At 61.6% G+C, this 22,722-nt stretch carries 22 protein-coding genes and 1 other RNA gene; 12 read left to right on the top strand and 11 right to left on the bottom strand.

What is annotated here, in order from left to right:
• Positions 1 to 84: 84 nt before the first annotated feature.
• The 3 genes from ACWGXF_RS23630 to ACWGXF_RS23620 form a co-directional block, all read right to left on the bottom strand.
• Positions 85 to 1,848, bottom strand: coding sequence for a methyl-accepting chemotaxis protein (locus ACWGXF_RS23630; protein ID WP_452102552.1), 1,764 nt, complete (start codon positions 1,846 to 1,848; stop codon positions 85 to 87).
• A 138-nt stretch (positions 1,849 to 1,986) separates the two neighbouring features.
• On the bottom strand, positions 1,987 to 2,514 hold the full coding sequence (gene ppa, locus ACWGXF_RS23625) for an inorganic diphosphatase (protein WP_003056663.1): 528 nt from the start codon (positions 2,512 to 2,514) through the stop codon (positions 1,987 to 1,989).
• A 226-nt stretch (positions 2,515 to 2,740) separates the two neighbouring features.
• Positions 2,741 to 3,265, bottom strand: coding sequence for an Mpo1 family 2-hydroxy fatty acid dioxygenase (locus tag ACWGXF_RS23620; RefSeq protein ID WP_256630129.1), 525 nt, complete (start codon positions 3,263 to 3,265; stop codon positions 2,741 to 2,743).
• Positions 3,266 to 3,326: 61 nt separating this feature from the next.
• Here ACWGXF_RS23620 and ACWGXF_RS23615 point away from each other — a divergent pair, with 61 nt between their 5' ends.
• From ACWGXF_RS23615 to ACWGXF_RS23590, 6 genes are all read left to right on the top strand, one after another.
• A complete protein-coding gene (locus ACWGXF_RS23615) occupies positions 3,327 to 4,139 on the top strand; it encodes a Crp/Fnr family transcriptional regulator (RefSeq protein WP_052263664.1) in 813 nt (270 codons plus the stop codon).
• 185 nt (positions 4,140 to 4,324) lie between these two features.
• A complete protein-coding gene (locus ACWGXF_RS23610; protein WP_256631215.1) occupies positions 4,325 to 4,906 on the top strand; it encodes a DUF2889 domain-containing protein in 582 nt (193 codons plus the stop codon).
• A 97-nt stretch (positions 4,907 to 5,003) separates the two neighbouring features.
• Positions 5,004 to 6,146, top strand: a complete 1,143-nt coding sequence (moaA, locus tag ACWGXF_RS23605) for a GTP 3',8-cyclase MoaA (RefSeq protein ID WP_256630128.1) — start codon at positions 5,004 to 5,006, stop codon at positions 6,144 to 6,146.
• Positions 6,139 to 6,804, top strand: a complete 666-nt coding sequence (gene mobA / locus ACWGXF_RS23600; protein WP_039048408.1) for a molybdenum cofactor guanylyltransferase MobA — start codon at positions 6,139 to 6,141, stop codon at positions 6,802 to 6,804. The genes moaA and mobA overlap by 8 nt, the downstream gene beginning before the upstream one ends.
• Before the next feature lie 87 nt (positions 6,805 to 6,891).
• Entirely contained in the window at positions 6,892 to 8,265 is a 1,374-nt protein-coding gene (gene moeA, locus ACWGXF_RS23595) for a molybdopterin molybdotransferase MoeA (RefSeq protein WP_452102551.1), read from the top strand.
• A gap of 53 nt (positions 8,266 to 8,318) precedes the next feature.
• Positions 8,319 to 8,645: a thioredoxin family protein gene (locus tag ACWGXF_RS23590; RefSeq protein ID WP_012837792.1), complete on the top strand. Its 327-nt coding sequence runs from the start codon at positions 8,319 to 8,321 to the stop codon at positions 8,643 to 8,645.
• Between the two features lie 28 nt (positions 8,646 to 8,673).
• Here ACWGXF_RS23590 and rnhA read toward each other — a convergent pair whose 3' ends face one another.
• Together rnhA and ACWGXF_RS23580 are read right to left on the bottom strand one after the other, a co-directional pair.
• Positions 8,674 to 9,123 (bottom strand): ribonuclease HI, encoded by a 450-nt coding sequence (gene rnhA, locus ACWGXF_RS23585; RefSeq protein ID WP_003066200.1) that lies wholly within the window; start codon positions 9,121 to 9,123, stop codon positions 8,674 to 8,676.
• Complete coding sequence (locus ACWGXF_RS23580) at positions 9,120 to 9,953, bottom strand: class I SAM-dependent methyltransferase (RefSeq protein ID WP_256631214.1); 834 nt, start codon at positions 9,951 to 9,953, stop codon at positions 9,120 to 9,122. Before ACWGXF_RS23580 ends, rnhA begins: the two co-directional genes overlap by 4 nt.
• A 19-nt stretch (positions 9,954 to 9,972) precedes the next feature.
• Between ACWGXF_RS23580 and gloB the strand changes: the two genes are divergently transcribed.
• Entirely contained in the window at positions 9,973 to 10,746 is a 774-nt protein-coding gene (gene gloB / locus ACWGXF_RS23575) for a hydroxyacylglutathione hydrolase (protein WP_256630126.1), read from the top strand.
• Positions 10,746 to 12,278, top strand: a complete 1,533-nt coding sequence (locus ACWGXF_RS23570) for a transglycosylase SLT domain-containing protein (protein ID WP_256630125.1) — start codon at positions 10,746 to 10,748, stop codon at positions 12,276 to 12,278. Before gloB ends, ACWGXF_RS23570 begins: the two co-directional genes overlap by 1 nt.
• A gap of 131 nt (positions 12,279 to 12,409) precedes the next feature.
• Here the strand turns inward: ACWGXF_RS23570 and recR are convergent, their stop codons facing one another.
• From recR to dnaX, 3 genes are all read right to left on the bottom strand, one after another.
• Positions 12,410 to 13,000 carry a recombination mediator RecR gene (gene recR, locus ACWGXF_RS23565; RefSeq protein WP_003066191.1) on the bottom strand — a complete coding sequence of 197 codons (591 nt, stop codon included), beginning with the start codon at positions 12,998 to 13,000 and terminating at the stop codon, positions 12,410 to 12,412.
• A gap of 187 nt (positions 13,001 to 13,187) precedes the next feature.
• On the bottom strand, positions 13,188 to 13,520 hold the full coding sequence (locus tag ACWGXF_RS23560) for a YbaB/EbfC family nucleoid-associated protein (protein ID WP_003066189.1): 333 nt from the start codon (positions 13,518 to 13,520) through the stop codon (positions 13,188 to 13,190).
• Between the two features lie 27 nt (positions 13,521 to 13,547).
• On the bottom strand, positions 13,548 to 15,710 hold the full coding sequence (gene dnaX / locus ACWGXF_RS23555; protein WP_256630124.1) for a DNA polymerase III subunit gamma/tau: 2,163 nt from the start codon (positions 15,708 to 15,710) through the stop codon (positions 13,548 to 13,550).
• Between the two features lie 103 nt (positions 15,711 to 15,813).
• On the opposite strand from dnaX, the gene ffs reads away from it, so the two are divergent.
• An RNA gene (gene ffs / locus ACWGXF_RS23550) (signal recognition particle sRNA small type) lies at positions 15,814 to 15,909 on the top strand.
• A gap of 334 nt (positions 15,910 to 16,243) precedes the next feature.
• Here ffs and rimO read toward each other — a convergent pair.
• Positions 16,244 to 17,650, bottom strand: coding sequence for a 30S ribosomal protein S12 methylthiotransferase RimO (gene rimO, locus ACWGXF_RS23545; protein ID WP_003066187.1), 1,407 nt, complete (start codon positions 17,648 to 17,650; stop codon positions 16,244 to 16,246).
• Between the two features lie 742 nt (positions 17,651 to 18,392).
• Here rimO and ACWGXF_RS23540 point away from each other — a divergent pair.
• Together ACWGXF_RS23540 and ACWGXF_RS23535 are read left to right on the top strand one after the other, a co-directional pair.
• Positions 18,393 to 18,773: a MerR family transcriptional regulator gene (locus ACWGXF_RS23540; protein WP_012837785.1), complete on the top strand. Its 381-nt coding sequence runs from the start codon at positions 18,393 to 18,395 to the stop codon at positions 18,771 to 18,773.
• 75 nt (positions 18,774 to 18,848) lie between these two features.
• Complete coding sequence (locus tag ACWGXF_RS23535; RefSeq protein ID WP_256630123.1) at positions 18,849 to 19,436, top strand: NAD(P)H-dependent oxidoreductase; 588 nt, start codon at positions 18,849 to 18,851, stop codon at positions 19,434 to 19,436.
• Between the two features lie 173 nt (positions 19,437 to 19,609).
• Here the strand turns inward: ACWGXF_RS23535 and ACWGXF_RS23530 are convergent, their stop codons facing one another.
• On the bottom strand, positions 19,610 to 20,710 hold the full coding sequence (locus tag ACWGXF_RS23530; protein WP_256630122.1) for an HlyD family efflux transporter periplasmic adaptor subunit: 1,101 nt from the start codon (positions 20,708 to 20,710) through the stop codon (positions 19,610 to 19,612).
• 219 nt (positions 20,711 to 20,929) lie between these two features.
• Between ACWGXF_RS23530 and ACWGXF_RS23525 the strand changes: the two genes are divergently transcribed.
• Positions 20,930 to 21,112, top strand: a complete 183-nt coding sequence (locus ACWGXF_RS23525; protein WP_256630121.1) for a hypothetical protein — start codon at positions 20,930 to 20,932, stop codon at positions 21,110 to 21,112.
• A gap of 384 nt (positions 21,113 to 21,496) precedes the next feature.
• On the opposite strand, the gene ACWGXF_RS23520 is transcribed toward ACWGXF_RS23525, so the two are convergent.
• Positions 21,497 to 22,642, bottom strand: a complete 1,146-nt coding sequence (locus ACWGXF_RS23520; protein WP_452102553.1) for a sensor domain-containing phosphodiesterase — start codon at positions 22,640 to 22,642, stop codon at positions 21,497 to 21,499.
• Positions 22,643 to 22,722 lie beyond the last annotated feature (80 nt).

Below are 22,722 nucleotides of genomic sequence, written 5' to 3'. Positions count from 1 at the left end.
CCAGACAGTCGCTGCTGCGTAAATCTATTTGGGATTGGGGATGCCTTGGCCTATGGCCGATTTATGCAACAAAGCCCCTCGACCTCAGAACTGCTCCCAATCCTGGTCATTGCTCAAAGCGGGCTGAGCCGTTTTGACCGGCGCAGGCACAGCCTTGCCCGGGCCTTGACCGGCTAACGCCGCAGCCCGCGGGCCAGCGCTCATGCCGGCCTTTGCAACCGGCTCGACCCGATTTTTCAGCGCTGCAGCGGCAAAGCTCTGTGCCTGATTCCCCAACTGAAAAATCGCCACCGAATCGACCAGCGCCTTGGCCTGGCGCTGCAAAGAATCGGCGGCCGCCGCGCTCTGCTCCACAAGGGCCGCATTCTGCTGCGTGGCCTGATCCATCTGGGTGACGGCTTCACCCACCTGGGCTACGCCCTGGCTCTGTTCGCGGCTGGCCGCGCTGATCTCGCCCATGATGTCGGTCACGCGGCCTATGGCCGTCACGATTTCAGCCATGGTGTCACCGGCCTTGTCCACCAGCTGCGAGCCTTGCTCCACGCGCTCCACGCTGGCATGGATGAGCTGCTTGATTTCCTTGGCCGCCTCGGCGCTGCGCTGGGCCAGCGTGCGCACCTCGCCCGCCACCACGGCAAAACCACGGCCTTGCTCGCCGGCACGCGCGGCTTCCACGGCCGCATTCAGGGCCAGGATATTGGTCTGGAAGGCAATCGAGTCGATGACGCCGATGATGTCGGCGATCTGGCGGCTGCTGTCGTTGATGCCCTTCATGGTGTCCACCACCTGGGCAACCACATCCCCGCCTCGACCCGCGACATCGGAGGCATTCTTTGCCATTTGATTGGCTGTCTGGGCGTTGTCGGCGTTCTGGCGCACGGTCGAACCCAGTTGCTCCATGGAGGCCGCCGTTTCCTCCAGGGCGCTGGCCTGGCTTTCGGTGCGCGCCGAAAGATCCGCATTGCCCTGAGCGATTTCGCTGGACGCAAGGGCCACGCCATGGGCATTGCCGCGCACATCCTGGACCACGGAGGACAGTTGCCGACGCATGTCTTCCAGCGCATTGAGCAGCAAGCCCATTTCATCGCGGCGCTGGTTCTTCACCACCATGCCCAGCCTGCCGGCAGCCACGGCCTGCGCCAGCTCAACTGCCGTGGCCACGGGAGCCGTGATGGCACGTGTCATCGCAATGCCGACCACGGCGGCAAACAGCACCACCAGCGCCAGCGTACCGAGCAGCCAGTAGCGGGCCAGCTCGAAACTGGACTTTTCGGCCTGCTGGGCCTGAGCCGCGTTCTCGAGCTGCAGCGTCATCAGCTTGCCCGTGCTTTCCGCCAGCTGGCTGAAGGCCTGTTCGGACAGCCCTGCGAAAAACAGCCCCAGCTCGTCGGCCATACCTGCCTGGCTGTCCACGGTGTTGTAGTCGCCATCGCGTGCCCGCGCCAGCAACTGCTCGTGCAGCTTCAGGAAATTCGCCTTGTTGGCCTGATAGCCCTCGTAGGCCTCGCGCAGCGGCTGGCTGGCAATCAGCTCGTTGACCACTTTCTCCTGCTCGGCAATGGTTTTCAGGCGCTGCTGGATCTGCTGCTCGTAGCCTTCGATCTCGACCAGGGTGCGTGCCGTGGCAATGCCTGCCTCGTGGCGGCGCAGCCGGTTGTACTCGGAACGCATGGAGGCCGCGTTGTAAACGCTGGGCAGCGCCACTTCGGAAACCTCGCGGCCCGCTGCATGAATGCTGGACAGCTGCAGCCAGGCCACCAGACCGAGCAATGCAGACAACAGCACCAGCGCCGTAAAGCTGATGCCCAACTTGGTCCCCACGCGCCAGTCCGAAATCTTCCAACTCATGCGCACCCCCTCGTATATATCGATACAGGCAATAAAAAACGCACCAAGCGAGGCCCGCCGGGTGCGTTTCAAATTGTATAGATGCAGATAGCGAGGCTTCTCTGCAAGTAAAGGTTAGAGACCCTTTACTAGTTTGGATCAGCCCTTGTAGTTGGCGATACCGTCCACGATTTCCTTGTGTGCCGCGTCCACGCCCTTCCAACCCAGAACCTTGACCCACTTGCCCTTTTCCAGATCCTTGTAGTGCTCGAAGAAGTGAGCGATCTGCTGCAGGGTCAGCTCATGGATGTCGCTGAGGTGGTTGATCTTGTCGTAGGAAGGCAGCAGCTTCTGTGTGGGAACGGCCAGAACCTTGCCGTCGACGCCGGACTCGTCTTCCATCTCCAGAATGCCGATGGCACGGCAGGGCACGACCACGCCGCTGGGCAGGGGGAAGGGAGTCATCACCAGCACGTCCACGGGGTCGCCGTCGCCAGACAGGGTCTGGGGCACATAGCCGTAGTTCACGGGGTAGTGCATGGCAGTGCCCAGGAAACGATCCACGAACAGGCAGCCGGATTCCTTGTCCACTTCGTACTTCACGGGAGCCGAGTTGGCCGAGATTTCGATGACGACGTTGAAGACTTCAGGCGTCTTGGAGCCGGGGGTCACATTGTTCAGAGACATGATGGTTGGGAGAAGTAATACAAAAAGCCCGCCAGAGCCAACAAAGCATCGGCACCTGAGGGTCAGTCCGCGATTTTAGGCGCATGACCCTAACGCTGGCATTACATGTCTGAAAGATGCGCGTGCAGTCGCGTATTCCCGCCGGGCAGCCTCGCCCGCTGCAGCCATGAAGACCCACTCAAACCAATACCCATAAAGCGGTTTCAGCTCTCAGAACAAGAGCATGTCAGGCGCTCACCGGATGCCGGCGACGCACGGGCCCGCTGCGCTGCTCCACCGCAGCCTGCACCTCCTTGCGCAGACCCAGAGCAAAACCCAGCTCGGCCGCCACAAACAGCGGACCTATCAGCAGACCCATCACATCGTCAAGAAAAGCGGGCTTGCGTCCTTCCCAGTAGTGACCGACGAACTGGATCACCCAGCCCAGCACAAACAGGCCCAGCCCCCAGGCCAGCCAGCTCCCCGTGGGCTGCACGGCGACAGGAGTCGCCAGCGCCAGCATGGCGGCCAGCAACACGCTCATGAACAGGCCGTAGCGCCCGTCGAGCCGCCAGTAATACACTGCTGCAGCAACCGCTGCCAGCAGGGCCAGCGAGATCGGCATGCCGCCAAGCGCTCCCCATTGCAGCCTGGCCAGCAGAATCACCACCGCCTGCATGATCATGGGCACACCGATGTAGTGCGTGACGATATTGCGCGGGTCGCGGTGGTAGTCGGCGTAGTTGGACAGTTGATCGATTAGGGTTTTCATCGCTGTATCTCCTGGTCGCTTGTCAGAGCATGGTGGCGCAGCATCAACCTTGCCGTCTGTCATGCCACCGACACAAGCGCTAAACCCCTCACCCAGGCCTGCACTGGCCTCAGTGCCCACTGCACGCAAGCGCGGCAGCTTCGAGCATGTCAACGCCAATGACCTCTGGGCCATCGTGCAGGCCGGCCGCTGGTTCCGCTCGCTGCCGCCGGAATTGACCGCCCAGATGCAGCAGCTGGCCCAGCCAAGGCTGCTGGCCGCCGGCGAATGGCTGTTTCGCCGCGGCGATGCCCCCTGCGGCCTGTATGCGGTGGCCAGGGGCTCGCTCAGCATCTCCGGCACGGCAGCGCTTCAGGAAAACACCCGCACAGCCTTGCTGACCTTGATCGAGCCGCCGAGCTGGCTGGGTGAGATCGCCCTCTTTGATGGCGAGCCCCGCACCCACGACGCCTGCGCCAACACCGCCTGCGCCCTGCTGCATATCCCTATACCGCCGCTGCGCGAATGGCTGGATGCCAACCCGCATTGCTGGCGCCACATGGCCCTGCTGCTGACCCACAAGCTGCGTGCCAGCCTGATCGCGCTGGAGGAGCAGACCGTGCTGCCTGCACCGCAGCGCGTGATGTGCCGTCTGGTGCAAATGGCCATGGGCCACGAGCAGTGGGCCGACCGCATGCGCACTCACCGCGAGCTGGCCGTCTCCCAGGAGCAGATCGCACGCATGCTCGGCCTGTCACGCCAGACCACCAACCAGATCCTGCAGGAGTTGCAGCAGGCTGGCTGGCTGCAACTGCGGCGCGGCAAGCTGGAGGTTCTCGACCTGGCTGCACTCAAGGCCGCAGCACTCACCGGGCAAATCCCCACGAGCAGCTAGGCGCTGCCGGCCTGGCTCGGGGTCCCCCGTCCCGCCCCGCTGTCCGCTTGGTGCTGGACAAGCCTGCTATCTCTTTGATAATGAAATCGGGTCTGATGCACCAGACCCGGCTCAAGATCATCGCGGGCGACCCAGCCGAGTTCCGACATGCCGTCGTTGTCGCCCGCCATAACAACGGATACCCCATGCCCCTGTCTCCCAGTGCCAGCCGCAAGCCAGTCCCCATCAATATGCGCGACGTCAATTACCGGGGCTATGCCCGTGATGACGGCATGTGGGACGTGGAAGCCGAGCTGATCGACCAGAAAACCTATGACATCGAGCTTCATGGCCACCGCAAAGTGCCAGCGGGCAAGCCGATTCACCATATGTGGATCCGCCTGACCATCGATGCCGACATGGTGGTCCACGGCATAGAGGCCGCCATGGACGACCACCCCCTGGGCCACTGCCCCCAGGCCACAAAGTCCATGCAGAAGATGGTGGGCTGCTGCATAGCCCGCGGCTGGCGCCGCGCCATTGCCGACAATCTGGGCGGGGTAGTGGGCTGCACGCATCTGCGCGAGCTGCTGTTCAATATGGCAACGCCCGCTTTTCACACCGTGCTCAACCAGTTCGGCCCCAATGGCTCGGGCCTGCCGCCACGCCATCTGGGTCAGTGCCTGGGCTGGGACTTCAACGGCCCCGGCGTGGCCGAGTTCTACCCCGAGTTCAAGGGCTGGAAGCCGCTCTCTCAGCAACCCGTGGAAACCACTACAAAAGACTGATCCACAATACCATCAAGCACCACCAGCTATCAATTTTGATAGCCCACAACAAGCCCGCAGCCGGCCCGGACTTCGCTCTTGCGGCACAATCGAGCCTATGGCAGAACGTGTGATCCCCTTGGTCGATGAGCGTGCGGCATCCCGCAGCGCAATCGTCCCCAGCCCCCTGCAGGCCCCTACCGGGCTGCTGCAGGATCAATGGGGACGGCCTTTGCGCGACCTGCGCATCAGCGTCACCGACCGCTGCAACTTCCGCTGCAACTACTGCATGCCCAAGGAAGTTTTTGACAAGAACTACCAATATCTGCCCCACAGCTCGCTGTTGAGCTTCGAGGAAATTACGCGCCTGGCCAGGCTTTTTGTCGCCCATGGCGTGCGCAAGCTGCGCCTGACCGGCGGCGAGCCACTGCTGCGCAAGAACATCGAAGCCCTGATTGCCCAGTTGGCCGAGCTGCGCACGCCCGACGGCCAGCCGCTGGACCTGACACTGACCACCAACGCCTCGCTGCTGGCGCGCAAGGCCCGCGCCCTGAAGGAAGCCGGCCTGAACCGCGTGACCGTCAGCCTCGACGGACTGGACGACGCCGTGTTCCGGCGCATGAACGATGTGGACTTTCCCGTGACCGATGTGCTGGCCGGTATCGAGGCTGCACAGACCGCAGGCCTGTCGCACATCAAGGTGAATATGGTGGTCAAGCGCGGCACCAATGACGACCAGATCCTGCCCATGGCCCGCTACTTCCGTGGCACGGGAATCACGCTGCGATTCATCGAATACATGGACGTGGGGGCCACCAACGGCTGGCGCATGGACGAGGTGCTGCCTTCGGACGAGGTCATAGCCCGTCTGCGCGCCGAGCTGCCGCTGATCCCGCTGGCACCCAGCGCCCCTGGCGAGACCGCCGTGCGCTGGGGCTATGCCGACGCCAGCGGCCGACATGATCCGCAGCTGGGCGAGGTGGGCGTCATCAGCAGTGTGACCCACGCTTTCTGCGGCGACTGCAACCGTGCACGCCTGTCCACCGAGGGCCAGCTCTATCTGTGCCTGTTCGCCAGCCAGGGTTGGGACTTGCGCAGCCTGCTGCGCACCGGTGCCAGCAATGCCGAGATTGCAGCCGCCATTGCCCCCATCTGGCAACAGCGCGACGATCGCTACTCGCAAATGCGCAGCGAAATGCCCCCCGATATGGCGCCAGTCCGGCAAGGTCGGCGCATCGAGATGAGCTATATCGGTGGCTGACTCACGCATCACCCCCGAGCAGATCACCGGTTGCGTGCTGGCCGGAGGACGCGGTGCGCGCATGGGCGGTGTTGACAAGGGCCTGCAGAGCTTTCAAGGCTTGCCACTGGCACTGCATGCATTGCAGCGCCTGGCTCCGCAGGTCGGCCCCTTGCTCATCAATGCCAATCGCAATACAGCAGCTTACGCCGAGCTGGGCCTGCCACTGGCTGCCGAGGTCTGCGCCGACAGCCTGCCCGACTACCCCGGCCCGTTGGCGGGCTTCATGGCCGGTCTCGCGCATTGCCGCACGCCATGGCTGCTGTGCGTTCCCTGCGATACGCCGCTGCTGCCCCTCGATCTGGCTGCGCGAATGCTGGCGTCGCGTGGCGATGCCGATATCGTCATCGCTCACGGCAGGGATACCGAGCATGCCCAGCCGGGACAGCCGCCGCAACTGCGCCCCCAGCCCGTGTTCTGCCTGTTGCGGGCCGGACTCGCCTGCAGCCTTGAGCGCTTCATCACCAGTGGTGGCCGCAAGATAGACGCCTGGACCAGCCAGCATCACAGCGCCCAGGCCGTATTTGACCGCCCCGGGGACGAACAGGCCTTCAGCAACGCCAACACGCTGGCCCAGTTGCTTGATCTGGAGCAAATCGCCCCCGAACGCCAATACTGAGTCACCGGCACCACCAGCCAAAAGCGTAAAGTGCCACGCAGCCCATGGCCGCATCCTGTCATGAGGTTTTCTATTTTTTTTGCTGTTATGACTGCGACTTTTCAACCTGCCGCCTCCACCAGCGCCCAGACGCTGACCACTGACCAGGTACTGCAACAGCTGCAAGCCTTGCTGCAGCCGCTGGGTGCGGTCGCCGAGGTGGAAGCCGTCGCCCTGCCCGATGCCCTGGATCGTGTGCTGGCAGCCGATGTGATCTGCCCCGTCAACGTACCACCCCACGACAACAGTGCCATGGACGGCTATGCCTTTGCCGGCAGCGAACTGGAGCAGGCGCGGCCCGGCCAGCCGCTGATGCTGCGTGTGGTGGGGACGGCTCTGGCAGGAGGGCCTTGGCAAGGCCGGCTTGGCGCGGGCGAATGCGTGAAGATCATGACGGGTGCGGTCATGCCGGTGGGTGCGGATACCGTAGTCGCCCATGAGCAGGCCAACTCTGGCGAGGAGTGCATTCAGTTTGACGGCAGTGCCCTGCGTGCAGGTGCCAATCGTCGCCTGCGCGGCGAAGACCTGGAGCAAGGCTCTGTGGCACTGCAGGCAGGCCAGCGCCTCACACCAGCCGCCCTGGGTCTGCTGGCCAGTCTGGGACTGGGCCAGGTCAGCGTGCGACGCCGCCTCAGCGTGGCTTACTTCTCCACCGGCGACGAGCTGCTGAGCCCAGGCGCCGAGCCGCGCGAGGGAGCCATCTACGACAGCAACCGCTTCAGCCTGCAGGCGCTGCTGCGCCGTCTGGGAGCCCATGTGCTGGACCTGGGAGCAGTGCCCGATGAACCGGCCGCACTGGAAGAGCGCCTGCGCGAAGCAGCCACCCTGGCCGATGTGGTGCTGACCAGTGGCGGCATCAGCGCCGGTGAGGCCGATCACACCCGTGCGATGCTGCAGCGCCTGGGCACTGTGCAGTTCTGGCGGGTGGCCATGCGTCCCGGTCGGCCGCTGGCGGTGGGCCTGCTCGCTCCCGCCGGTGGAATCTCATTGACCAGATCAACAGGCATCCCGATCAAGACAAGCGCAAACCGCTCCCAAGATCTGAGCAATCCACCGCCCACTCAGCGCCCGGCGGTGCTGCTGGGACTGCCCGGCAACCCGGTGGCCGCCATGGTGAGCTTTCTGATGTTTGTGCGTCCGGCCCTGGCCATGCTGGCAGGCGAACGCAGCACCCCCTTGCCATTGCTGCAGGCGATCAGCAGCAAGCGCCTGCGCAAACGCCCGGGCCGCACCGAATACCTGCGCGGCGTGCTCGAACTCAATGAGAAGTGCCAGGCCGCCGTGCGCACCACGGGACCGCAAGGCTCGGGCGTGCTCAGTTCCATGGTCGCCGCCGACTGCATCATCGTGCTGGACGATGCGCGCGGCGACGTCCTGCCCGGAGAATCCGTCAACGTCCTGCTACTGCAGGGGCTGATCTGAAAACGGGCTTTCTGCCTGGTCTTCGACCCTCGATCCATTCTGGGAAATATTGCATGCCATACCAAGCCACCCACTGGGCCACAGAACCCACAAGGCAGGCCATCGATGCGCTCAAGGGCGCGAATTTGCTGGAATTCGGCACCCCCTGGTGCGGCCACTGCCAGCGCGCCCAGCCGCTGTTGCAGGCTGCGCTGGCTGCCCAGCCGGAAGTGGCGCACATCAAGGTGGAAGACGGTCCCGGCCGACCGCTGGGCCGCAGCTATCGCGTCAAGCTCTGGCCCACGCTGATTTTTCTGCGTGACGGCAAGGAAGTGGCGCGCATCGTGCGCCCCGAATCCGAGCAACAGATCCAAGAAGCGCTGGCACAAATCACGAACTGAGCCCAACGCATCTGCCCCGGCTCCTGGCTCAGCCCTTCTTAAGTGCCAGCTCCACACCCTTGTTGGCCAGCGCATCGGCGCGCTCATTGCCGGGGTCTCCGGCATGGCCCTTGACCCAGCGCCAGTCGATGCGGTGGCCGCTGCCCTGCACCAGCGCGTCCAGCTGCTTCCAGAGTTCGACATTCTTGACGGGTTCCTTGGAAGCGGTAACCCAGCCCTTGGCCTTCCAACCCTGTATCCACTCGGTAATGCCTTTGCGCACGTACTGACTATCCAGATACAGCACCACATCGCAGGGACGCTTGAGCGCGGACAGCGCCTCGATCACGGCCTTGAGTTCCATGCGGTTATTGGTGGTCCCCAGTTCACCACCAAAGAGTTCTTTCTGCGCCGATCCGGCCTGCAGCAATGCGCCCCAGCCGCCAGGGCCGGGATTGCCCTTGCAGGCACCATCGGTATAGATCACAACTTGATTCAATTTTCTTCCTTGTTACGCCAGGATATGTCCGGCGGCTGCCTCTGGGTCACGGGCGCCTTCATGCCGGCCGGCACGCTGCTCTTGCGCCAGCTCGGGCTCATCAGCCGCATGCCCTGCACACGCTTGACGGCCACCACGCAATAGACGCCCCCCATCACCGGCCAGCAGCGGTGGCCCAGACCTTCCATGAACTGCCAGCGGCTCAGCCACTTTTCACTTTGAGTGGCAGGACGATAACAGCCAAATTGCACTGCTTCGATCTCGAAGCTCAGCAATCGCAGCCAATCGCGCAAACGCCAGTAGCCCACACCCAGGCTCAGGTCCGGCAAATAGCCCGCACTGCGCTCCACCCGGCGTTGCAAGCCCAGCAGGCTCGAGGGGTTCAGCCCGCTGATCACCAGTCTGCCTTCCGGCACCAGCACGCGCGCAGCCTCGCGCAGCGCGGCATGCGGATCGTTGCAAGCCTCCAGCGTATGCGGCATCAGCAGCAGGTCGAGGCTGGCCTCGGCAAAAGGCAGGGCTTCCGGGGCGGTTCTGAGCGCCGGCATCAGCGGAGCAAAATTCTGTGCTTCATCAGCGGGCGGCAGCGGCGGCGACACTGCGGTCGCCTTCGCTTGCGCTACAGTGCCTGCTTTTGCATCCGGAACGGGATCGAGGCCCTCCAGCGCCAGCCAGCGATGAGGCATGCGATTGCTGCGCAGGCCTTGCAGCTGTGGCAAGCCCAGCTGCAAGGCGTGGTAGCCAAAGATATCGGCCACCGCCTCGTCAAAGCGCTGCTGCTCCCATTCCAGGAGATAGTGCCCGAGGGCTGAATCCGTCCAGTGATGCATCTCTATAATTTTGCAGCTCATGAACCTGTTGCCCATTCCCGCTTTTTCCGACAACTACATCTGGATGCTCCACGATGCAGAACATGCCGTGGTCGTCGATCCGGGTCAGGCCGAGCCTGTGCTGGCCACCTTGGCACAGCGAGGTCTGAAACTGCAGGGCATTTTAGTCACCCACCATCATGCCGACCATGTGGGCGGCGTGGACGCCATTCGCGCGGCCACGGGTGCTGCGGTCTGGGGCCCCGCCTACGAGACCCTGCCCGAGCCCGTGACGCGCGTGCAGGGGGGCGACCACGTGGAGCTGCTGGGCGGCCCCTGGCAGGTCATCGATGTGCCGGGGCATACCAGCGGCCATATCGCCTTCTTCAGCACCCTGGCACAAGACCAGCCCCTGCTGTTCTGCGGCGACACGCTGTTCTCGGGCGGCTGCGGTCGCCTTTTCGAAGGCACGGCAGCGCAGATGCAGGCTTCGCTGGACGCACTGGCCGCCCTGCCCGGCAACACGCTGGTGTGCTGCGCACATGAGTACACAATTTCCAACCTGCGATTTGCGCAGGCCGTGGAACCAAACAACCCGGAACTGGCTCAGTATCTGGAATATTGCCAGCAACTGCGCAAGAACGGGCAGCCCACGCTGCCCTCCACATTGCAGACCGAGCTGGCCGTCAACCCGTTCATGCGAAGCCGCGCTGCCGATGTGATCGCAGCCGCCATGCACCATGATCCTCAAACCAGGCCCGAGGAGCCCGCCAGCGTGCTGGCCACCCTGCGCCAATGGAAAAACGTTTTCTGATGAAGCTGCTATCCACCCTGCTGCTGACAAGCGCACTGATATTGACCGGCTGCGCCACCACCAGCAGCGTCGACCCCATGTATCCCAATGGCCCGCTCAAACCCCTGGGCCAGGGCAAAGTCGGCAGCTCCGAAGTCGCTGAGCTTGAAGCCACGGGCGACCTCTGGGTACGTATCCGCAAGGGCTTTGCCATGCCCAATCTTGAGCAGGATCTGGTCCAGAACCAGGAGCAGTGGTATGCCACGCGCCCCGACTACATACAGCGCATGACGGAGCGGTCGAGCAAATACCTGTTCCACATCGTCGAGGAACTGGAGCGCCGCAACATGCCGACAGAGTTGGCGCTATTGCCTTTCATCGAAAGCGCCTTCAACCCTCAGGCCGTCTCCAGTGCCAAGGCCGCCGGCATGTGGCAGTTCATGCCGGCCACGGGCACCTATTTCGATCTCAAGCAGAATGTCTTCCGCGATGATCGCCGCGATGTACTGGCCTCGACACGCGCCGCGCTTGACTATCTGCAAAAGCTCTACAACATGTTCGGCGACTGGCATCTGGCCCTGGCCGCCTATAACTGGGGCGAAGGCAGCGTGGGCCGCGCCATCAAGCGCAATGAAAAGCTGGGCCTGCCCGCAGGCTACCTCGACCTGCAGATGCCGGCCGAAACCCGCAACTACGTGCCCAAGCTGCAAGCCGTCAAGAACATCGTGGCTGAACCCGAGAAGTTCAACACCGAGCTTCCCATCATCGAGAACCACCCCTATTTCCAGGTCGTGGATCTGCCGCACGACATCGACGTTGAGCTGGTGGCCAAGCTGGCCGATGTCAGCGTCAAGGACTTCAAGGCGCTCAACCCCAGCTTTCACAAACCGGTGATCTTTGCACGCGCCACACCGCAGGTGCTGCTGCCCTGGGACAATGCCAAGGTTTTCCGCCGCAATCTGCAGGCCTATAGCGAAGGCCAGTTTGCCAGCTGGACGGTATGGACCGTGCCCACCACCATCACCGTGGCCGAAGCCGCCCAGCGTGCAGGCCTGGGCGAAGCCGATCTGCGCGCCATCAACAACATCCCGCCGCGCATGCTGATCAAGGCCGGATCGGCTCTGATGGTGCCGCGCGATGCCAATGTCAAGACCGATGTGCCCGGCCATGTGGCCGACAACGGTCAGATCTCCTTCGCCCCTGAAATCGTGACCGTGCGCACCACGGTCAAGGCGCGCAAGCGCGATACCCTGGTCAGCGTGGCCAGCCGCTATGGCATCAGCGTCTCCAACCTCGCGGACTGGAACGACCTCAAGTCCACGGCATCCTTGCGCCCCGGCCAGTCGCTGATTGCCTACCTGCCCAGCCGCGCAGCCCGCAGCGCACGTGCCGAAGCCAACGACAGCCCACGCGAGTCAGCCCGCAACACCCGTGGTGGCAGCAAGGTGGCAGCCTCCAGCAAGAACGCCAGAACCAGCAGCGCGCCCGCACCCCGTGGCGGCAAGAGCGAGCCCAAGGCACGTGGCGGCACACCAGCCAAGAAGCGCAAATAAGCTTCGCCGCCCGCCAAAAAGCCCGCTGTTCGTAAAAACCGGCGGGCTTTTTTTATCTCTGCTCATTCAAAGAAATCAATAGCAGCACACGCCTGATATAAAAGCGCTGGCAGCCAATTCAAGCGATATTTTCAGCGCCTGTCCACCAGCGCATGGGCAATCGTGCCGAGATCCACATATTCAAGTTCGCTGCCTATCGGCACGCCACGCGCCAGCCGCGTGACCAGAATGCCACGCGACTTGAGCGCCTCGCTGACAGCATGGGCCGTCGCCTCGCCCTCTGCCGTGAAGCTGGTGGCCAGAATCACCTCCTGCACCACGCCATCACAGGCACGCTCCAGCAACTGCTTCATGCCGATTTCCTTGGGGCCCACCCCGTCGAGCGGGGACAGCCGCCCCATCAGCACATAGTAATAGCCCTGATAGGCCCCCGTGCGCTCCATCGCAGCCAGATCGGCCGGAGCCTCGACCACGCACAGCCGAGCCCCGTCGCGCCCGGCGTCATCACAGATGCTGCAGATGGCGCCTTCGGTAAACGTATGGCAGCGCTCGCAGTGATGCACCGAGTTCACCGCCGAGTCCAGCGCCCGCGCCAGCTGCAGCGCACCAGCCTGATCACGCTGCAGCAAATGAAACGCCATACGCTGCGCCGACTTGATGCCCACACCCGGCAGTCGGCGCAAGGCCTCGATCAAGGCGTCCAGAGATTGCACATCAGACACAGGCTTGTCCTTTCAGTCACCAGAAAAAAGGCGACCCGGAGATCGCCTGATATTTGAATGCAGGATTTCGCACACTGCACTCAACGCTGGCATGCCCCAAGCCAGAGGCAGCAAGCAAGCGCCGCCGCGCAGCGAGGCTGCCGTCCCCCTCAGGGGGAAGCGGCTTCGCCGCACAGGGGGGAGCCGTTTAAAACGGGAACTTCATCCCGCCGGGCAGGCCGGGCATACCGGCAGTGATCTTGCCCATCTTCTCGTTGGACGTCTCTTCGGCTTTGCGCACAGCCGCGTTGAAGGCGGCAGCCACCAGGTCTTCCAGCATGTCCTTGTCTTCGGCCAGCAGGCTGGGGTCGATGGTGATGCGCTTGACGTCATGCTTGCAGGTCATCACGACCTTGACCAGGCCGGCACCGGATTCGCCTTCGACTTCGATATTGCCCAGCTCTTCCTGAGCCTTCTTCAGGTTGTCCTGCATGGCCTGAGCTTGCTTCATCAAACCGGCGAGTTGTCCTTTGTTGAACATGAGAATTCCTTCTTTTGTTGAAACGCCTTATTCAGGCTGAATAGATATGGGCTTGATGCTACCGGGCACGATTTTCGCGCCAAAGTCTCGCATCAAGGTTTGAACCTGCAGATTGCTTTTGACAATGTCCTCGGCCAGCAACTGGCTGGCTTTTCTTTCCAGGGCCAGTCGGCGGGCGGGACTATCCGTCACCGACCCCTGCTCAACCTGCAATTGTCGCGCATGACCGGCCGCTTCCAGCGCAGCACGCAGACGATCACGTGTGCCAGCCTGATTGAGCGAGTTGGACTCCACGCGCAGCCGCCACAGATCGCCGTCGCGGCCCAGAAGTTGAGACTGCAGCGCCAGCTGCCGCGCCACGGCCACCACGGCTTCGCTCTGCAGCAACTGCTGCACCACGCCAAACCACAGATCGCCCTCGGCTGTGCGCTCCACAGGGGCTGCATCCTGGGCCGTGCTGACATAGCCGCCGCTTGCGCTCTGGGCCGCCGGCTCGTCAGACTCCATGGGCGGCATGGCATGCGGGGGCTGTCCGATATCCAGGTCGGCATCATCGCCCCAGCGCCCATCGTCAGACCAGCCCTCATCGGGCATGCCTGCCCAGGCCGCCTCGCTGGCATCCTGCTCTTCGGGAGCATCAGCCATATCGCTGCCCTCTGCACTCTCGGACGCATCGTCGACAGGCCTCTGGTCTGCCTCGGCGACGGCCTCCTGATCCTCAGCAGGCAGGTTCTGCCGAACCGCAGCAGGCTCAGGCGTCACTGCAGGAGCAGGCAAGCGGGTCGACTCCGGCACTGCCTGCATCACCGGCCTTGCGACGGAATACTCTGCTGAATCCGAGCGATCGGCAACAACTTGAATATGTTCTGGCTCGGCCATGCCGGCCACTGACGCAGGCTCCTGCACCGGTGCGGACTCCAGTGCGGATTCCACCACCGGCTGCACGGACTGACCCTTGGGCGGCGGTGGCGCCTCCATCGCCGCTGGCGTTGAAGCCGGAGGCTGCTGAATCGGATCCGGAGCCTGGACAACAGGCCGGCTAGGCCTCAGCGCCGGAGTTTTTTTTTCAGCCATGCCGGCTTCGGCGTTTTCCGGCTTGAAGGCCAGCAGCCGCAGCAGTGCCATGGTCAGCGCAGCGTACTCATCCGGGGCCAGCCCCAGTTCGGCACGGCCGTGCAGGCAGATGCTGTAGAGCAGTTGGGTCTCGTCGCGCGGCATCAGACTGGCCAGGCGGTCTACTTCGGCAGCCTCCGGGTCGCTGGCATCCAGCGGCATATCGGGCACGGCCTGCAACACGGCCATGCGCTGCAGCACGGCGCACATTTCTTCCAGAGTCGATGCAGCAGACAGACCGTTGTGGCGCAGCTCTTCGGAGACTTCAACCACCGTACGCCCGTGACCCTGCGCCAAGGCATCGATCAGGCGAAAGACATGGCTGCGATCCACGCTGCCCAGCATCTGGCGCACCGTCGCCTCCTGCAACTGCCCGCTGCCAAAGGCAATCGCCTGGTCGGTCAGGCTCAGTGCATCGCGCATGGAGCCACGCGCAGCACGCGACAGCAATCGCAGCGCCTGAGGCTCTGCCGGCACGCTTTCCTTGTCCAGCACATGGGTCAGGTGCTCCAGAACCGTCTCGGGCGCCATCGGGCGCAGATTGAACTGCAGGCAGCGCGAGAGCACAGTGACCGGCACTTTCTGCGGATCGGTTGTGGCCAGCACGAACTTCAGATACTCCGGAGGCTCTTCCAGCGTCTTGAGCATGGCGTTGAACGCGGTGTTTGTCAGCATGTGCACCTCGTCGATCATGAAGACCTTGAAGCGCCCCTGCACCGGCTTGTACACCGCCTGCTCCAGCAGGCTCTGCACCTCATCCACACCCCGGTTGGACGCAGCGTCCAGCTCGGTGTAGTCGGGGAAACGCCCGCTATCGATTTCAGTGCATGCTGCACAAACCCCGCAAGGGGTTGCGGTGATTCCACCGTTACCGTCCAGGCCCTGGCAATTCAGAGACTTGGCCAGAATGCGCGACACCGTGGTCTTGCCCACGCCACGTGTGCCCGTGAACAGATAGGCATGGTGCAGGCGCTGCTGGGTCAACGCATTGGTCAGAGCCTGAACCACGTGCTCCTGCCCCACCATTTCGGTGAAGGTACGAGGCCGGTATTTGCGAGCAAGCACTAAATAAGACATAGCCTCTGATTCTACGGGGCCGGGACATGCCAACAAGCCTGCTCCTGGAATCTCATTTCACAGCTCGCGGGGCTGTGTCGGTTTTGCATCTATAATCGAGTGTGACGGGCCTCCTCGCATGGGGAAGCAGCCAACCGGGTCAGGTGGGGAACCAAGCAGCCCTAACTGTGGATACAGTGCCGAGATCAGGCTCGTCACCTTTCGATGGAAACCTCTTTACAGACAAGAGGCTGTCTTCCGAGAAAGGCAATTCCTCACATGAACAACAAATGCTGCAGTGCTTCTCCCAGGAAAAGTACAGGAAAAGTGTTTCGTGCTGACGTCATGTCCTGGATCTCAAATCCACCCCGGCGGCGATGCCGTCCCGATCAGAGCCGAATCTGAACCCTTCATTGCATCAGGATCTCCCGCAGGCCATTGGCAGACAAGAGCGGCAACCAAGAGGCCAAGAGATCAGATGCAAAAAGACCGCAGTCGCGGCCTTTTTGTCTCTACCGGATTGAAATGGCGCCGCACAGTGACGCCATGAAAATTCAAACCGGAACGCCCACCAGATCATGCCCCTGCGTGCCCACGATGCGCACGCTGATCAGCTCGCCCACCTTGTAGGTCTTGCTGGCCTTCTCGGGCGGCTGGATGTGAACCACACCGTCGATCTCGGGAGCATCGGCATAGGTCCGGCCCATACCGCCCTTTTTGCCCAGGCTGACAGCCTTGTCCACCAACACCTTCATGACCTGGCCTACGCGGCGCTGCAGACGTTTGGTGGAGACCTCCTCGGCCACCTCCATGAAGCGCGCACGACGTGCTTCGCGTACTTCTTCAGGCAGCATGCCGGGCAGTTCGTTGGCTGTGGCGCCTTCGACGGGGCTGTAGGCAAAGCAGCCGGCACGGTCGATCTCGGCTTCGCGAATGAAGTCCAGCAGATGCTCGAACTCCTCCTCGGTCTCGCCGGGGAAGCCGGCAATAAAGGTGGAACGAATCACCAGCTCGGGGCAGATCTTGCGCCACTCGCGGATACGGTCCAGGTTCTTTTCGCCCGATGCGGGTCGCTTCATACGCTTGAGCACATCGGGGTGGCTGTGCTGCAAGGGCACATCCAGGTAAGGCAGGATCTTGCCCTCGGCCATCAAGGGCAGGACCGCATCCACGGTGGGATAGGGGTAGACATAGTGCAGACGCACCCAGGCACCGTGCTGCTGCGCCAGCTTGCCCAGCTCGTCGGCCAGTTCCAGCATGCGGGTCTTGACGGGCTTGCCGTCCCAGAAACCGGTGCGGTACTTCACATCCACACCATAGGCCGAGGTATCCTGGCTGATCACCAACAGCTCTTTCACGCCCCCTTCGAACAGCGCCTTGGCCTCCTTGAGCACATCGCCGATCGGACGCGAAACCAGATCGCCACGCATGCTGGGAATGATGCAAAAGGTGCAGCGATGGTTGCAGCCCTCGGAAATCTTCAGATAGGCATAGTGCTTGGGCGTGAGCTTGATGCCAGCATCGCCAAAGCTGCCAGGCACCAGGTCCACGAACGGGTCATGCGGCTTGGGCAGGTGGGTGTGCACCGCATCCATCACTTCCTGCGTCGCATGGGGTCCCGTGACTGCCAGCACACTGGGGTGCACTTCGGCCACCATGGTGGAGCCGCCCTCTTTGCCTGCCTTGGCACCCAGGCAACCGGTCACGATCACCTTGCCGTTGGCTGCCAGAGCTTCGCCAATGGTGTCCAGGCTTTCCTTCACGGCATCGTCAATGAAGCCGCAGGTGTTGACGATGACCAAATCCGCGCCTTCAAAGGTCTTGGAAGTCTGGTAACCCTCGGCGCTGAGCTGCGTGAGAATCAGCTCGCTATCAGTCAAGGCCTTGGGGCAGCCCAGCGAAACAAAGCCCACTTTGGGGATTGCGGTTTGCGTGGGGCTAACGGAGTCGATTGATTTCATTTGATTTTTCCAGCAGCGCAGCGTCTACGCGCCAAGCAGAAATTTTATTTCAACGGCCAAATCAGCAGACTCGACTCTGTTGTTCGAGTCAGCCACACGCACGATGAAAAACTGGTAAACGAAAAAGGCGCTACCGCTTCTATAGCTGTAGCGCCTGTATCTGGCTGGTTCCACGAGATTCAAGCTCGCGACCAACGGATTAAAAGCCCGCGTCATCAACAAGCATTGACACGGCCCAAAACAGGTTAATCAACTAATTTTACCAGCTGCGCACCCAGGCTGCTCGCGCCCTCCAGGTCTTCCCAGGGCTAAGGTATGCGATGGAAGCTTGAAACCTCCCTGCCCTGCCTATCAAGAGGCATCCAATAGTCGCCCTCAATGCTTGCTGCAGCGAGCCCAGTCAATATGAGCAGATAAAGGAGCGGCAGCAAGGCATTGCTCACCAGAGAAAAACCGTTAGCAGAGGATTTCCGACATGCACTGGACAAGCCGACAACCCTGACGATTGTCGAGTGCCAGGGCCGCGCCGAAATTTGCTGCAATCGCGCCATGGGATTGCCGTAAATTCGCACGATGGCTCCTGACAAGGCCTATGGCCGTGAACCCCTTGTCACGACCACTCGAAATTCATGGGTCAACAACTCCCTCAACACATTCAAACGACTCCAAGCATTCATGCACCCTGAGCCAACAGCACTTTCAGCAAGAGCGATACATACTGCCAAGCGCACGGGAGTCACCTATGCGTATCGGTGAACTCGCCGCACTCACAGGCTGCACGCCCAAAGCGCTACGCCTGTATGAGGCGCACGGCTTGCTCGGCACCGTGGCACGCCGGGGCAGCTACCGCCACTACGACCTGGAAGATGTGCAGCGCGTGCAGTGGATCCGCCAGGCGCTGTCTCTGGGTTTTCGCCTGGCTGCGCTACAGCCGCTACGCCGCATCGACACTCCCTCCGGCGCTGCCGCCGTCCAGACCCTGCTCCAGACCCGGCGACGCGCCATTGCCGACGAACTGGCGCGGCTGCAAGCTGCCGACATCGCCCTGGCAGCATTGTCCATGGAGCTGAGCACATGCGACGGAGCAAAGACATGCCGTTCACCAGAGCCACTCTCCATTTGACGTTGTAGGGCTTGACTCTGCCCCCAAGGACAAGGTGATGCTAGCGGCTTACGAACTCAGCCCGCCTCTATCACCATGTCCCGTCGCATCCTCATCATCCTCGGCCAGCCCTCCACCAACAGTCTATGTGCCGCCTTGGCGAGCACCTATGCCGATGCCGCGCGCCATGCTGGAGCCGAGATCCGACTGTTGGAGCTGGGTGAAATGCAATTCGACCCCATCCTGCGCCACGGATACGAGCATAGCCAGCCGCTGGAGGCCGACCTGCAAGGCGCTCAGCTCGACATTACCTGGGCACAACACCTGGTGTGGGTCTATCCAATATGGTGGGGCGGGCTACCGGCGCTGCTCAAGGGCTTTCTCGATCGCATCTTCCTGCCTGGTTTCGCCTTCAAATACCGAGCCAACTCTGCATTGTGGGACCGCCTGCTGGCCGGCCGCACTGCTGAACTGCTTGTGACGATGGATTCCCCTCCTTGGTACTACCGCTGGGTACAACGCCAACCAGGTCATCGGCAAATGAAGCAGGGCATCCTGGAGTTCAGCGGGATCCGGCCCGTGCATGTGCACAGTTTCGGCCCTGTGGTCAAATCCAGTGCTGCCAAGCGCGCCGTCTGGATGGAGCGCGTGCACACGCTGGGCACTCGTGCAGGCTTACGCTGACAGCGTCCTTCCTTAGTTCTCACCCACCGTTCTTGCTACGGCAGGAAGGATCGGCAAGCCCCCCGACTTTCGTTCCGTGAAGCTCCACGCGATCAAGCAATACGACCGCAGCCTGCTGCGGGGCGGATGCATCGACCGGTTGAATCGCCGCCCACTGCAGTCATTCATCGAAGCTAAAAACCTGCCTCCCTCCAAAAAACACTCGTTGCAGTTTTCACAAACTGCGCCGCAGCCGCTTCCCACTGGCCGCGAATGCTGACTTTGCCACGCCAGCGGTGTTGCAAAACAGCGTCTGTTTCAAGCGGTGTCACCACATCCAGCACCACTCTGTAGACCGGACGCTCCGGGTATAGGGTGCCTTGCATGCTTCGGACCTGAATCATGCCCCCAGCTGCCGCAGACAGCGCAGCCTCCGAGAGGGTACGACTCGCATCCTGATCAACGCTGCGCACCGTCAAATCCAGTACCGGCCCCACACCAGCGTCAGCGATAAAAATTCCGCTGTCGCCGATACTGATGCGTTGAATATCTTCTTCCTGCACATAGGCAAGAACCTCCAGCCGATCGCCGCCCACGACTCTACCCAGCAATTCATTCCGGGCCAGCCAGTCTCCCAGTCGAAGATCCGGATCCACGTCGCGCAGAACTCCAGTGCCCGAGGCATTCAGACGGTAGCGACTGGCTTCGGTTTCCACTGCCTGCTGTTGAGTAGCCGCCTGCAGCTGACGCTCTTGCAGAACCTGCCAGTCCCTGCGCAGCTCAGAGTCGAAACCTGCTGCCGCTATTTGCTGCGAATACTGGGTCCTCTGCGCATCGTTTTGAGCCTGAGCGGCCTTGAGAGCCGGGGAGTCCAGCATAAAGACAGGGGCATCGACCTCGACCATGCGTGCGTCGCCAAACATTTGCTGCTGCAGCTGCGATGCATCAAGCGCATGCAAAGGCCAGATTTCGCTGGATTGCAACATACCCTCGGTGCGGATTGGGGCAGGCAGAGGCAGCCAGCAAAGTGCAATAAGTGCAAAGGCTCCGATGGCACTCCAACGTGCTCTTCGACTACGGACGATCTGAGGCCAGCGCAAATACCATGCAGCAATCTCGGAGCAGAGAGGCTTGGCAATGAACCACACAATCTCCACCAGAAACAGCAAGATTCCCAGCGCCTTGATGAAGAAGTGATAGACCAAGGCGGCAATACTTAAACGGGCAAGAACTGCAAGGGCAATCACTGAAATCAGGTATTTCTTCTGCCAGAAGCACCATGCAGCCGCACTCATTTTTTGCCCCAATTGGTGCATTGAGTCCTTGGTGGTGGCTGGTCAAGCGATTCGGTGGTGATGCAGTGTGTAGCTGCCTGAGGCGGCTTCCAAAGCCACTTCCGGTTGGAGACAGCAAGGCGCTCCTTCGGGTTTTCTCAGAACCGACGGCGCATAGCTGCTATTGGAGATTTCAGCCCTGATCTATGAATTTCAGGTCAACACCGCTCACATGCGCGCTTGCCAAGCATTCCCGAGGCATTGGAAGGCGCATCAAGCTGCGCCAGCAATGCCAGGCAGTTCGATCGCGGCAGCTACAACGTCAAGCTTGAGGGAATTGGACGCCCAATGGAAATAGACCGCAACATCATGGGCGTGACGGTTGCATTCGATGGTGTGGAAATGCCTCATGAGGGGTCCTGAAAACCCCGGTAGTCAATCCTGATCGCTTCCTTGCCTCAGGTCGTCCGCGACCGACGCGACAAAGCTGACGCAGAGCGTCAACACCATGAGCGCAAAACTGACAAGCAGCCACTTCATAGCGTCCTCGTGCAATTGATATTTGCAAACAGTATGCTCGCACTGATTGACAGCACTACATAGATGTTTACGCTAGGACCAAGCACAAACCAATCACCCGTCACCCGAGGCTCCATATGGGCTCAGGCCCTTTGCAAAGCAGTCACAAGAAGCGCCAAGGCCTGCTCGATGCAGGCGAACGAAGCGAGCTAAGCCACCCGTCTGCTGGACGAGATCGGTTGCCAGGCACTCAAACGATGCGACCGCCTATGTAGCGACACCTGCCGACTAGTGAAGCGAGAACACCGCCGCGGCATCAATCTCAAGTGGCCTGGAAAGCAAATACCCTTGAGCGCAATCCACTCCAAGCCTTTGCAGCATATCCAGCTCTTCCGGCCGTTCAACGCCCTCTGCAATCACCAGGCTTCCTATTTCGTGCGCGAAGCTGATGAGGCCTCTGGCCAGTGCACGCCGTTTCTCATCTGTATCGATAGAGTGAGTAAGACTCATATCCAGCTTGATGATCTCGGGCTCGAGATTGAGGATATGCCGCATGCTGGAATAGCCTGCACCAGCATCGTCAACCGCCAGTTTCGCACCCCGGCGACGGTAAGGCTCCAGCCCAATGGCAAGAGCCTTGTAATCCTTGACCGCAGCATGTTCTGTAATCTCCAGGACCAGACGTGAGAGATCATCAATGCCATCAAGTAGTTGATGGAATTTGCTGCTGAGCAGCAATTGTGGCGAGCAGTTGACACTTACGCTGCTGTTGGCGGGCAGCCGCTCCAGCGCTGGCAGCACCTTGGAAACAGCGCACAACTCCAGGTCAATGCCCAAACCGGCCTTGTCTGCCACATCGAACCAATAATCCGGCGCATGCCTGGGCTCGACATCAAAACGCGAAAGGCTTTCAAAGCCGCAGATGGCCTTGTCACGCAAACTGCAGATCGGCTGGAAAACCATCCTCGGATCACCGTGCGCCAACGCGGATCGGACTTCACCGACCAACCGTGCCTTGACCTGCTCCTCGGCAGCCTGCTCTTCGATACGGTCTGCCAGGATCTCTGCAAATGCGCGCAGCAATTGCATGTCGCGTTCCCCTAGCGTTGGATTCGGGAGGTAGCTGAAGCAGCAAAGCGTCCCATACACATGCCCATCCGTGAGACGGACGGGAACACTCAAATGGGACCCAATTGGAATGGCATGTGTTGCAGAAATATGCTGAGCAACCGGCACACGACTTGTGTCCGGAATGCATTCGGGCAGCTCGCCATGAACAACTTTCAGGCAGTATCCCTCCTGCATGGGAATGCTCTGGCCTTGATAGAGCGGCCCGCCCGAAACACTGTCCAAATGCTTGAGCACCCGTTCGGCCGCACCGAAGTGTGAGACAAAGGCGATATCCATTCCCAGATGCTTGCGAACCGCACGCAGTATGCGTGTTGATTTCCACCCAGAAGTGACCCACTAGCCCCCGGTTTTTCCATCTCAATCTGACCCACGCATTAACCCTA

This window comes from Comamonas sp. HJ-2 (genome assembly GCF_053615495.1).
The sequence above is the reverse complement of the archived record's forward strand: the minus strand, read 5'-3'. Positions and strand labels throughout refer to the sequence as shown.